The following is a 12164-nucleotide window of genomic DNA, read 5'->3' on the forward strand; positions in this document are numbered from 1 at the left end:
CTTCGTTAGCCGAATCTGCTAATAGAAATTATGCGCACTTATCTCGATCTTCTTCAGCATGTGCTCGATACGGGCGTCGATCGTGGCGATCGGACAGGTACCGGCACACGTTCTGTCTTCGGCTACCAGATGCGATTCGATCTGGCAGCGGGCTTTCCGCTGTTGACAACGAAGAAACTGCACCTGAAATCCATCATCCATGAGCTTCTGTGGTTCCTGAAGGGCGAGACCAATATCGCCTATCTTAAGGAAAACGGTGTCACGATCTGGGACGAATGGGCTGACGAAAACGGTGATCTGGGACCGGTCTATGGCTATCAATGGCGGTCATGGCCGGCTCCCGAGGGCAGGCACATCGACCAGATTGCCGGGCTCGTAAGTGCGATACGCAACAATCCTCATTCAAGACGCTTGATCGTTTCAGCATGGAACCCGGCTCTGGTGGACGAGATGGCGCTGCCGCCCTGCCACTGCCTGTTCCAGTTCTATGTGGCCGATGGCAAACTGTCCTGCCAGCTTTACCAGCGCTCGGCAGATATCTTCCTAGGTGTGCCGTTCAACATCGCGTCCTATGCGCTGCTGACAATGATGGTAGCGCAGGTAACCGGATTGCAGCCCGGTGAATTCGTTCACACGCTTGGTGATACGCATCTCTATGCCAATCATTTCGAACAGGCGAGGCTGCAATTGACCCGCGTTCCCGGCCCGCTGCCGAAAATGCAGATAAATCCGGAAGTTACTGATCTCTTTGCCTTCAAGTATGACGATTTCCGTCTTGTAGATTACGTCGCCGAATCCAGCATCAAGGCGCCGATTGCGGTATAGACGCACTGCACAGGGCCTTGCGAAGACGAATACTCATTTGAAACGGATGTTGCCTGAATGATCAGTTTTGTTGTTGCCATTGCTGAAAATGGCGTGATCGGGCATGAAAATGGCCTGCCGTGGCGATTGTCTTCGGACCTCAAGCGGTTCAAGGCAACAACGATGGGCAAGCCCATCATCATGGGGCGGAAGACCTGGGATTCGCTCGGCCGACCTCTTCCCGGACGCACCAATATCGTCATTACCCGTGATCCGGCCTTTTCCGTCGAAGGTGTCATAGCCGTCCGCTCCGTCGATGAAGCGTTGATGATCGCTGGAAGTCATGCCGGCGCCGACAAGGTCAATGAGATATGCATTATTGGCGGCGGCGATATTTTTCGCCAGACTCTCAATCGAGTGGACCGGCTCTATGTGACTTGGGTTCTCGCGAAGGTTGAGGGTGACGTTCACTTCCCTCCCATCGATCCGAAAATCTGGGCTGAAATCTCCAGCGAAGATTTTCCACCGGGTGAAAAAGATAATTACGCGACGCGCTTTGTCATCTATGAGCGGCGCTGACACGCTGGCCAAGTGCAAGCGATATGAAAATATCGTGATAAGCGGGCTTAATCGTTCGACTTTTTACCAAATCCGCGTGAAAAGCGACCGCGTGCGTTGAAAGCGCGCCCCGCCATCCCTATAAACGGGACATCGGACTAGCGGGAGGATGCCACGGAGTGGCGCTTTCGTTCAAATTAAGAGGTAGGAATGCCCTGGAGTAATCAGAACGGCGGCGGCGGCCCATGGGGTGGCGGCGGTAACAATAGTGGCGGCGGTGGCCCTTGGGGTCAAAAGCCGCAAGGAGGCGGCGGTGGCAATCCACCCGACCTCGAAGACATCCTCCGCCGAGGTCAGGATCGCTTGCGTCAGGCACTTCCGGGCGGTTCCGGCGGCAGCCCGGCAATCTGGGGTCTTGTCGGTCTGGCGCTGGTGGCTTTCTGGCTCTTCCAGGCAATTTATACAGTCCAGCCGGACGAACGCGCCGTCGAGCTGCGTTTCGGCAAACCCAAGCCGGACATCTCTGAACCGGGCTTGCATTTCCATTTCTGGCCGATTGAATCCTATGAAAAGATCGAGATCGTCGAGAAGCAGAAGAATATCGGCGGGCAGGGCGCGCGCGGTGCCAAGGAAGGCCTGATGCTTTCAGGCGACCAGAACATCGTCGATGTGCAGTTCTCTGTGCTTTATCGCGTCTCGGATCCCGTCGCCTATCTCTTCCATGTCGAAAATCCTGAAAACCTTGTGCAGCAAGTGTCGGAAAGCGCGATGCGCGAGATCGTCGGCCGCAGCCCGGCGCAGGATATCTTCCGTGATAACCGCGCGGGCATCGCCAATGATGTACGTGGTATCATTCAGAAGACGCTCGACGAGTACGGCGCGGGCGTTGCGATCAATGCCGTGTCGATCGAAGACGCAGCGCCGCCGCGTGAAGTGGCCGATGCTTTCGATGAGGTCCAGCGTGCCGAACAGGACGAGGACCGCTTCGTGGAGGAATCAAATCAGTATTCCAACCAGAAACTCGGACAGGCGCGCGGTGAAGGCGCGCAGATCCGGGAAGACGCTGCAGCCTACAAGAACCGTATCGTGCAGGAAGCGGAAGGTGAGGCGCAGCGCTTCACCTCGGTCTACGACCAGTACGTCAAGGCACCGGAAGTTACCCGCAAGCGGCTTTTCCTCGAAACCATGGAGCGTGTGCTGAAGGACTCAAACAAGGTGATTGTTGATCAGAGCGGCCAGAGTGTCGTTCCTTATCTTCCTCTTCAGGAACTGACCAAGCAGCGCCCGGCCGCCGTCGAGGGGACAAAACAATGAACCAGAACCGTTTTCCTCTTCTCGCGGGCCTGATCGCGTTCATCGCCTTGCTGGCCTATTCGTCCATCTTTGTCGTCAGGGCAGGCCAGCAGGCCATTGTCCTGCGCTTTGGTCAGATCGTCGATGTGAAGGCCGACCCCGGCATCTATTTCAAGCTGCCTTTCGGCTTTCTTGAGGCCGACAATGTGCAGATGATCGAAGATCGCCTCCTGAGCTTCGAACTCGACAACATCCGCGTCCAGGTTTCGGGCGGCAAGTTCTACGAGGTCGATGCCTTCCTTGTCTACCGTATCACCGATCCACGCAAGTTCCGGCAAACTGTGTCCGGCGACGTGACGCTGGCAGAAGCACGCTTGCGTACTCGTCTCGATGCGGCGTTGCGCGGGGTTTACGGTTTGCGCGGCTTTGAAGCGGCGCTCTCCGACGAGCGTGCCGGTATGATGCAGGAGGTGCGTGAACAGCTCCGTCCCGATGCGGAGTCGCTGGGGTTGCAGATCACCGATGTCCGTATTCGCCGTACTGACTTGACCCAGGAAGTCTCGCAGCAGACCTTCGACCGCATGAAGGCCGAACGTCTGGCGGAAGCAGAACGTCTGCGTGCGCGTGGCCGTGAAGCTGCCCAGCGCATCAAGGCGATCACCGACCGCCAGGTTGTTGAGATTATTGCGGAAGCACGCAAGGAATCGGAGATTGCCCGAGGCCAGGGTGAGGGTGAGCGCGGCCGCATCTTCGCTGAAGTCTTCTCGAAGGATCCGGATTTCTTTGCCTTCTACAGATCCATGACGGCTTATGGCACGGCCTTGGATAATACGGGAACGACAATGGTGCTTTCGCCGAATTCCGAGTTCTTCCGCTATTTCCAGGATTCCAACGGGGCTTTGCCGCCGGTCAGCGGTGCAACGCCGCCAGTGGCTCCGGCACCAGCGCCTGCCCCTCAATAGGGGCGGGTGTAGCTTATGGTCGATTTTATGGATGCCGTGGGACTGTTCCTCGTTTTCGAGGGGCTGCTCTACGGCTGTTTTCCACTGATCGCAAAACGCCTGGCGCGGGATGTCAGCGAACAACCGGATGGATTCCTGCGTATTGCAGGCGTCGCATCTGTTGCAGTTGGCGTGGCCGTCGTGTGGCTGGCGCGCGGATAACGGCGAAATCTTGCCCGCCTTCATCAAACCTTCGTGTCGGCGGCCATATTTTTGTCTACTCTAGTCGTTCTGTTGTATGATCTGAGCTCACCGATAAAGGCCCGAACGCATGGTTTTCAACACTGGTCGCCCTGTTCTCCGTTCCGCCACTGCGGCAATCGCGCTGATTGCACTGACCGCGACAAGCGCCTCTCCGGCGTTTGTAACCCTGGCCAGGGCTCAGACCCAGGGTGCTCCGGTTCCCAACAGTGAACAGCCAAGGGCGCAAGGACCCGCATCTGTGGCCGATCTTGCCGAAGGGCTGATCGACGCCGTCGTCAATATTTCTACGTCGCAAACGGTCAAGGGACAGGATGGGGATTCGGGTCCCGTGCCGATGCCGAAAGTTCCGGAAGGCTCGCCCTTCCAGGAGTTCTTCGATGAATATTTCGGCAAGCAGAATCCCGGCCAGAATAATCCGTCCCACAAGGTTCAGTCGCTTGGCTCCGGCTTTGTGGTCGATGCCGAACAGGGCATTATCGTTACCAATAATCACGTGATTGCCGATGCGGACGAGATCGAAGTCAATTTCAATGATGGCTCGAAACTGAAAGCTGAATTGATTGGCAAGGATACCAAGACTGACCTCGCCGTTCTCAAGGTCGACCCGAAGAAGCACAAGCTGGTTGCCGTCAAATTCGGCGATTCGTCCAAGACGCGGATCGGTGACTGGGTCATGGCGATCGGCAATCCGTTTGGCTTTGGCGGCACGGTAACCGTTGGTATTGTCTCGGCGCGCAATCGAGATATCAATTCGGGTCCTTACGACAATTTTATTCAGACCGATGCTGCGATCAATCGCGGCAATTCCGGCGGGCCGCTCTTCGATATGTACGGGCAGGTCATCGGTATCAATACGGCGATCATTTCGCCGACCGGCGGTTCGATCGGTATCGGTTTTGCCATTCCGGCGGAACTGGCTTCGGGCGTCATCGCGCAGCTGCGTGAGTTTGGCGAGACACGGCGCGGCTGGCTTGGCGTGCGCATTCAGCCCGTCACGGACGAGATTGCCGAAAGCCTGGGCATGCCGTCGAGCAAGGGCGCCCTGGTTGCTGGCATCATCGACGGTGGACCGGTGGCCAATGGCTCGATCATTGCAGGCGATGTGATCATTCGCTTCGATGGCAAGGCGGTCAACAACGTCAAGGATCTGCCGCGTGTCGTCGCCGAGAGCCCCGTGGGCAAAGAGGTCGATGTTGTCGTTATCCGCAAAGGCAAGGAGGAGACCGTGAAGGTCACGCTCGGCCGCCTGGAGGACAGCGAGCAACAGGCGAAGAAGGACGACCAGACCGGGCAGGGCGAGGACGGTGCGGTTCAGGATGTCGATGTGCTGGGCATGACGCTTGATAAGCTCGATGATGACAGCCGCAAATTATTCGGCATCTCAAAGGAAGTTCAGGGCGTTCTGGTCACCGAGGTCCAGAATGACTCGGTTGCTGCTAACAAGCGTATTCAGGCGGGCGATGTGATCGTCGACATTGCGCAGGAAACGGTTTCAACGCCGGAAGATGTCGCGGCACGGATCGAGAAGCTTCGTGACGAGGGCCGCAAGAACGCCCTGCTCATGCTGGCGTCAAAGACCGGCGAACTACGCTTCGTCACGCTCCAGATGGATTGATCGCGATATATGCAGACCGAAACGGTTTTGACGAGAATCTACGAATTTTGCACAAACTTCGGCGAATCCCATACAAGAAATCGCGATTCTGGGACGATTTTTGCAACGTTCGCGTGAAAAATTGGTGTAGTGACGCGAAATTGCGCCGGATCAGCCAAGGATTTACTCAAACCACGAAATCGGTTTTCCGGTATCCCTGGATATAGAGAAGCGCGGTCAAATCGCCGTGGTCGATCCGCACCTTGGCCTGCGCTGCGACCGACGGTTTGGCATGCAGCGCCACGCCAGTGCCCGCCAGTTGCAGCATGCCGAGGTCGTTGGCCCCATCGCCGACAGCGATGGCTTCCTGTGGCGACAGACTGAAACGATCGCAGATCGAGCGTAGCGCGGCGACCTTGGCCTCGCGGCCGAGTATGGGTTCCTTCACTTCGCCGGTGAGTGTTTTTCCGTTATCTATCAATATATTGGCGCTGTTCTCGTGAAAGCCGATCATGTCTGCGATACGTTGGGTGAAGACTGTAAATCCACCGGAGACGAGCGCGGTATAGGCGCCGTGTTTCTTCATCGTGCGCACAAGTTCAGGCCCGCCGGGCATCAAGGTGATGCGGCTCGCGATGACTTTGTCGATCACCGTATAGGGAAGGCCTTTCAGGAGAGCGACCCGTTCGCGCAAGGCGGGTTCGAAGGCGATTTCGCCATTCATCGCTCGTGCGGTGATTGCCGCGACCTTGTCGCGCAGACCCGCCTCTTCAGCCAGCTCATCGATACATTCTTGCTGAATCATGGTCGAATCCATGTCGGCGATCAGGATTTTCTTGCGCCTAGTATCTTGATTTTGCACGATAATATCAATCGGTGCATCGTCGATTGCTCGCGTCAGCTCAGCATGGGTTTCGGCGGCGTCGACGCCATCCCTGAGGGCAACGTCACAGGCGATTCCATCTGCCAGCCAGTAAAGACCTGTTGCATTGACCGCCGCCGAGGCTTTAATCCCCAGCGAGGGTACAAGGCTTGAGGTGGCGGGATTGGCGATAAGCGTGGCCATCAAGGGCATGGGGCTATTTCCGATTGGACGGTTGATGTGACAACAAGACAGACAATCCTGATAGCCGGACCAACGGCCAGCGGCAAGTCGGCGCTGGCGCTTCGTTTGGCCGAAGAAACCGGTGGGGTGATTATCAACACAGATTCCATGCAAGTCTATGATGTGTTGAACCTTTTGACGGCGCGCCCAGGGCCGGACGATCTGAAGATTACGCCGCACTATCTCTATGGCCATGTTTCGCCGGCCATAGCCTATTCAACAGGCCGGTGGCTCGCTGATGTTGAAAGTGTGTTGGACAGGCCGGAACTAACTGAAAAAACTGTGATTTTTGTTGGTGGCACCGGGCTTTATTTTCGCGCGCTTCTGGGGGGACTTTCCGCCATGCCGGACATCCCGGCAAATGTGCGTGCCTACTGGCGCCAGCAGGACGCAGAGCAAGGGGCAGAAAAACTCCATGCTATACTTGCTGGGAAGGACTCCTTGGCTGCGTCAACGCTACGTCCGACTGACAGCCAAAGAATCGTCCGGGCTCTGGAGGTCATCGATGCTTCGGGCCGTTCCATCATTGAATGGCAAAAGGAAACGGGCAGACCGCTGATTGATGCATCGGTCGCGCGCAAGATCGTTATCGACCCTGATCGGCAATGGCTCGGCACGCGCATCGCAACGCGGTTCGAAATGATGATGAAGGGCGGAGCGATAGATGAAGTCAAGGCATTGTTATCGCTTGGTCTTTCTGGCGATCTTCCTGCCATGCGTGCCATTGGCGTGCGCGAGATCGCAGAAGTGCTTGCTGGCCGGCTCCGTACCGAAGAGGCAGCTGAGCTTGCGACAATTGCCACCAGGCAATACGCCAAGCGGCAAATGACCTGGTTCCGCAACCAGCTCAGCGACGGCGACGGTTGGGAGAGGCTGTCTTATCCGTGAGATATCAGCTCTTGTCGTTGCGGAAAGTCCGAATGAGATCGCTGGCCCGGAACCGTTCAGTGCTTTCCGGTTGCGGTTTGGGCGCTTCTTCCTTTCGGATTGCCGCATCGATATTACGCCATTGCGATCTTACTGGCTCCTGAGGCAGCGGCGCGGATGGACGCTGATTTGCGATCGGACTGCTAATGATGGTTTCGAAATTGTCGGCCGCGTCGTCGTTGCTGGTGCTTTCCGCTGCGTTGAGCTGGCGCATCCGCATCAGAATGGTGTCGAGAGATATGTGGGAATCGCCGAGCCGTACTGACTGCTGAGTTCTTGCCATATGGGCGGCAGGGAGTTGGTCGGGAGCGATGGTCTCGAACATCATGCGCATCGGGGTCGGAACTGCTTCACCGAAGGCGATGGCTTCGCGGTTGGCTATAGATGACAGGAAACCTATCGTGCTTTGCGACGCGCCGGTAATGGCGCTGCGAATAATTTCCTGGTCGCGTTCGTTGCCCAAGCGCATGGCAAATACCGTACTGCACTGGGAGAGGATGGTTGAATCGAGCTCACCTGGCCGCTGTGTGATAACCGCGAGATATACCCCGTATTTGCGCCCTTCCTTGGCGATACGCGCAATAGCCTGCCGCGTCGGCCAAAACCCTGCATTGGCGTCAGCAGGGATGTAACGATGGGCCTCTTCGCAAACAACGAGCGTCGGCACCCGCCCATCGCTCGACACTGCGAGATCAAAGGCCATACGGCAAAGGACCGAAGCAACAGAATTGACCACTTCGGAAGGCAGTCCGGCCAGCTGGAAGACGCAAATCGGTCGATCATTTTTCGGTATGCGGAAAATGTGCCCAATGGTCTGGCGCATGGTATCGAGTGTCGTGGGCGCTGAAAACATGAAGCGATAGCGGGGATCGGCAACCAGCGCCTGCAATCTCTGTTTGAGCGCTTTCATTGTCGGGCGATCCGGTTTGCCGTCCAACTGCCCGATGCGCTCTTCAATCAGCTTAATGAGATCTGCCATCCGATACGGTGTCGGCGTGTCGGCGGTCATCGACGAATAGTCGCGGTCTTTCTTCAACAGAGAGGCGCTGGTCGTGGCCTCGGAACTTGCAAAACGCTCCCTGGCGAGCGGGATCAGGTCACGCAAAGCATCAACCTCTGCTGCAACCGTTGGCCTTCCACGGAAGACGGCCTCAGCAAATTCTTCCAGCCTGAACAGCCAATAGGGTAATTCGAACGTATTGTAGTCGATCGAAATGGCGTGCTCAGGAAAGGCGCTGGCAAATTCATTGTGCGGATCGAGGATCAGGACTCGCAAATCCGGTCGTTCGCTGATGATCTTGCGCAAGAGCAGCGATACCGCACTCGATTTACCGACACCCGTGCTGCCAAGCACGGCAAAGTGCCGCGATACAAGACTGTCGATCGAGATCAGGGCAGGAATCTCGGCATTCTGCGACAGATGGCCGACCGAAACGGTGTTTTTGAGTGTTGTTGAATAAATCGTCGCCAGATCCGTGGTGCGAATGCGATGCGCTATCGCGCCCATATGCGGGTAGGTGGCGATACCCGAAGAAAACCGCAACGTGCCGTCCCTCTGCGTATTAACCTGCCCGACGAGCTCGACATGGATGTGGATGCTTTGGTCCGTTTCCTGCACCCACTGAGCATTGGGGACCTCGACCTTGTAGACAAGACCAACAACACGGCTGGTAGCAACCTGAATGGAGATCAACTGGCCGACGGTCCAATAGTCGTCGGATGCTGTCGCGGAAGGGCCGGTTTCGGCGTGAATAACGGCCTTTTCGCCGTTGCATTCGATGACATACCCATCAGTCCGGTTTCGAACCAACGGCCTTGGCTGATCGGAGTGCAAGGCTTCAGAGCTCATTGGCGATATTCAATCCGGGAACCTGACGAAAATTCTATTACTAGGACTTGATCAGCCATCCTATGCGCAAGGCATTGAGAATATCTTAGCGCGGTCGTTCGCATTTGAGCGTTGTTTGCGTGCTGTTGCAGGCTTATTCGCAAAGCAAATTCATTTCACCTGCATTTTGCCGTTGACGGATAGAATTTGCCTAATTATCGTCCGCGACCATGAAAACAGTTCTTATCGTCGTGGGATCGCGCATGGGCAGGGTGTTGTAAGCACCCGGCGAAAGCTCCCATGCGCGAAAAACAGGCTCCTTCGGGGGCCTTTTTATTTTCAACATCTCAGTTAAACGAAAACACCTTCTGAAGGGCCGAGCGCCACAGAATATACGGGAAGAGATCGATGACCGCAGAAAAACAGGATAGTGACAGCCATACATCGCAACGCCGTGAAATGACCGGCGCCGAAATGGTCGTGCAGGCCCTCATTGATCAGGGCGTTACGGATATTTTCGGCTACCCGGGCGGTGCTGTCCTTCCGATTTACGATGAGCTCTTCCAGCAGGACAAGATCAATCACGTCCTGGTTCGGCACGAACAGGGCGCCGGCCATGCTGCCGAAGGCTATGCCCGTTCGACCGGCAAGGTTGGTGTCATGCTGGTGACGTCGGGTCCTGGTGCGACGAATGCTGTAACGCCACTTCAGGATGCGCTGATGGATTCCATCCCACTGGTCTGCATCAGTGGGCAGGTTCCAACCAGCCTGATCGGTTCGGACGCTTTCCAGGAATGCGATACCGTCGGCATTACCCGCCCTTGCACCAAGCACAATTGGCTGGTGAAAGACGTCAATGATCTGGCGCGCGTTCTGCACGAAGCGTTCCATGTAGCAAAAACCGGTCGTCCCGGACCCGTGCTCGTTGACGTCCCCAAGGACGTTCAATTTGCAACCGGCATGTACACACCGCCTGAAACCTCGCCGCGCACGAGCTATAACCCCAAGATTCAGGGAGATATCGAGGCGATCAAGCAGGCGGTTGCGCTGCTCGTATCGGCAAAGCGTCCCGTTATCTATTCCGGCGGTGGTGTTATCAATTCCGGCAACGAAGCCAGCAAGCTGTTGCGTGAATTGGTGGAGCTCACCAATTTCCCGATCACCTCTACGCTGATGGGCCTCGGCGCCTATCCGGCATCGGGCAAGAATTGGCTCGGCATGCTTGGCATGCACGGAACCTATGAAGCCAATATGACAATGCATGATTGCGACGTCATGTTGAACATCGGTGCGCGCTTCGATGATCGTATTACCGGCCGTATCAGTGGTTTTTCGCCGAATTCGAAGAAAATTCATGTCGATATCGATCCATCCTCGATTAACAAGGCGGTTCGTGTCGATGTTCCTGTCATTGGCGATGTTGCGAATGTACTCGAAGACATGGTGCGGCTGCTGCGGGCTTCTTCAGTCCAGCCCGACAAGAAGGCGATAGGCGAATGGTGGTCGCAGATCGATAGATGGCGGTCGCGCAAGTCCTTGTCCTATACACGCAACAAGGACGTGATCATGCCGCAATATGCGCTGGAACGTCTCTATGCCCTGACGAAGGATCGTGACACCTACATCACGACCGAAGTCGGCCAGCATCAGATGTGGGCGGCGCAGTTTTACGGTTTCGAGAAGCCCAATCGCTGGATGACATCGGGCGGCCTTGGCACGATGGGCTACGGTCTGCCGGCAGCGCTGGGTGTGCAGATTGCCCATCCGAATTCGCTGGTCATCGACATTGCGGGTGACGCTTCTGTACAGATGACCATGCAGGAGATGAGTGCGGCGGTTCAATATGAGGCGCCGATCAAGATTTTCATCCTGAACAACCAGTATATGGGAATGGTGCGCCAGTGGCAGCAATTGCTGCATGGCAACCGTCTCTCGCATTCCTATACGGAAGCCTTGCCGGACTTCGTCAAGCTGGCGGAGGCTTATGGTGGGCATGGGATCCGCTGTGAGAAGCCGGGTGATCTCGATGATGCGATCCAGGAGATGATCGACGTCAAGAAGCCGGTTTTGTTCGATTGCCGCGTTGCCAATCTGGCAAACTGCTTCCCGATGATCCCTTCCGGCAAGGCACACAATGAAATGCTTTTGCCCGATGAGGCAACGGATGAAGCGGTCGCCAATGCCATCGATGCCAAGGGCAGGCAGCTCGTTTAAGGTACCGGAGAGGATAAACAACATGAACGCTCAAAACCTGGCCTCCGGCTCGGCATATTTCATCGCCAAGGAGACCGAACTACCGGTCACCACGGTTCTATCGGTCCTTGTCGACAACGAACCGGGCGTCCTTGCCCGTGTTATCGGACTGTTCTCCGGCCGCGGCTATAATATTGAAAGCCTTACGGTTTCGGAAACCGAGCACGAACAGCATCTGTCGCGCATCACCATTGTGACGCGCGGCACGCCGCACGTCCTCGACCAGATCCGCCACCAGTTGGAACGCATCGTTCCGGTCCATCGCGTGGTGGATTTGTCGGTGCGTGCCGACGAACTCGGTCAGAGCGGACCCATCCAGCGCGAACTGGCATTGGTCAAGGTCGCCGGTCTTGGCGAACATCGCAACGAGGCGTTACGTCTCGCCGATGCGTTTCACGCCAAAGTTACGGATGCAACGACCGAGCATTTCATTTTCGAGATCACCGGCAAGGGCTCGAAGATTGACCAGTTCATCGCCATCATGAAACCGCTCGGTCTTGTTGAGATCTGCCGGACCGGCGTTGCCGCAATGAACCGCGGCCCATTGGGCATGTAGTGGGGCTCCCGTCTGAAATCTCATCAGGGATGCAATTGTAT

The 12164-nt window shown here is 56.4% G+C and carries 11 protein-coding genes; 9 read left to right on the forward strand and 2 right to left on the reverse strand.

Going from position 1 to position 12164, the window contains the following annotated elements; genetic code table 11:
• The first annotated feature begins 30 nt into the window (after positions 1 to 30).
• The 6 genes from BLM14_RS05125 (at position 31) to BLM14_RS05150 (ending at position 5475) form a co-directional block, all read left to right on the forward strand.
• Positions 31 to 825 carry a thymidylate synthase gene (locus tag BLM14_RS05125; protein ID WP_099998394.1) on the forward strand — a complete coding sequence of 265 codons (795 nt, stop codon included), beginning with the start codon at positions 31 to 33 and terminating at the stop codon, positions 823 to 825.
• 57 nt (positions 826 to 882) lie between these two features.
• Positions 883 to 1383, forward strand: coding sequence for a dihydrofolate reductase (locus BLM14_RS05130; RefSeq protein ID WP_099998395.1), 501 nt, complete (start codon positions 883 to 885; stop codon positions 1381 to 1383).
• A 189-nt stretch (positions 1384 to 1572) separates the two neighbouring features.
• A complete protein-coding gene (gene hflK, locus BLM14_RS05135) occupies positions 1573 to 2676 on the forward strand; it encodes an FtsH protease activity modulator HflK (RefSeq protein WP_099998396.1) in 1104 nt (367 codons plus the stop codon).
• Complete coding sequence (hflC, locus tag BLM14_RS05140) at positions 2673 to 3617, forward strand: protease modulator HflC (protein ID WP_099998397.1); 945 nt, start codon at positions 2673 to 2675, stop codon at positions 3615 to 3617. Before hflK ends, hflC begins: the two co-directional genes overlap by 4 nt.
• A gap of 15 nt (positions 3618 to 3632) precedes the next feature.
• On the forward strand, positions 3633 to 3818 hold the full coding sequence (locus tag BLM14_RS05145) for a DUF2065 domain-containing protein (protein WP_099998398.1): 186 nt from the start codon (positions 3633 to 3635) through the stop codon (positions 3816 to 3818).
• A 109-nt stretch (positions 3819 to 3927) separates the two neighbouring features.
• Positions 3928 to 5475 (forward strand): DegQ family serine endoprotease, encoded by a 1548-nt coding sequence (locus tag BLM14_RS05150; RefSeq protein WP_099998399.1) that lies wholly within the window; start codon positions 3928 to 3930, stop codon positions 5473 to 5475.
• A gap of 166 nt (positions 5476 to 5641) precedes the next feature.
• Here the strand turns inward: BLM14_RS05150 and serB are convergent, their stop codons facing one another.
• The gene (gene serB, locus BLM14_RS05155; protein ID WP_099998400.1) at positions 5642 to 6529 is read right to left on the reverse strand and encodes a phosphoserine phosphatase SerB; all 888 of its coding nucleotides are present in this window, start codon (positions 6527 to 6529) and stop codon (positions 5642 to 5644) included.
• Positions 6530 to 6556: 27 nt separating this feature from the next.
• On the opposite strand from serB, the gene miaA reads away from it, so the two are divergent.
• A complete protein-coding gene (gene miaA, locus BLM14_RS05160) occupies positions 6557 to 7447 on the forward strand; it encodes a tRNA (adenosine(37)-N6)-dimethylallyltransferase MiaA (protein ID WP_099998401.1) in 891 nt (296 codons plus the stop codon).
• Between the two features lie 4 nt (positions 7448 to 7451).
• Here miaA and BLM14_RS05165 read toward each other — a convergent pair whose 3' ends face one another.
• Positions 7452 to 9335, reverse strand: a complete 1884-nt coding sequence (locus BLM14_RS05165) for an ATP-binding protein (RefSeq protein ID WP_099998402.1) — start codon at positions 9333 to 9335, stop codon at positions 7452 to 7454.
• A gap of 387 nt (positions 9336 to 9722) precedes the next feature.
• Here BLM14_RS05165 and BLM14_RS05170 point away from each other — a divergent pair, with 387 nt between their 5' ends.
• Both BLM14_RS05170 and ilvN read left to right on the forward strand, forming a co-directional pair.
• Positions 9723 to 11528 (forward strand): acetolactate synthase 3 large subunit, encoded by a 1806-nt coding sequence (locus tag BLM14_RS05170; protein WP_099998403.1) that lies wholly within the window; start codon positions 9723 to 9725, stop codon positions 11526 to 11528.
• Positions 11529 to 11550: 22 nt separating this feature from the next.
• On the forward strand, positions 11551 to 12123 hold the full coding sequence (gene ilvN / locus BLM14_RS05175; protein ID WP_099998404.1) for an acetolactate synthase small subunit: 573 nt from the start codon (positions 11551 to 11553) through the stop codon (positions 12121 to 12123).
• Positions 12124 to 12164: the final 41 nt, after the last annotated feature.

The sequence above is a fragment of the Phyllobacterium zundukense genome (assembly GCF_002764115.1).
Taxonomy (GTDB): domain Bacteria; phylum Pseudomonadota; class Alphaproteobacteria; order Rhizobiales; family Rhizobiaceae; genus Phyllobacterium; species Phyllobacterium zundukense.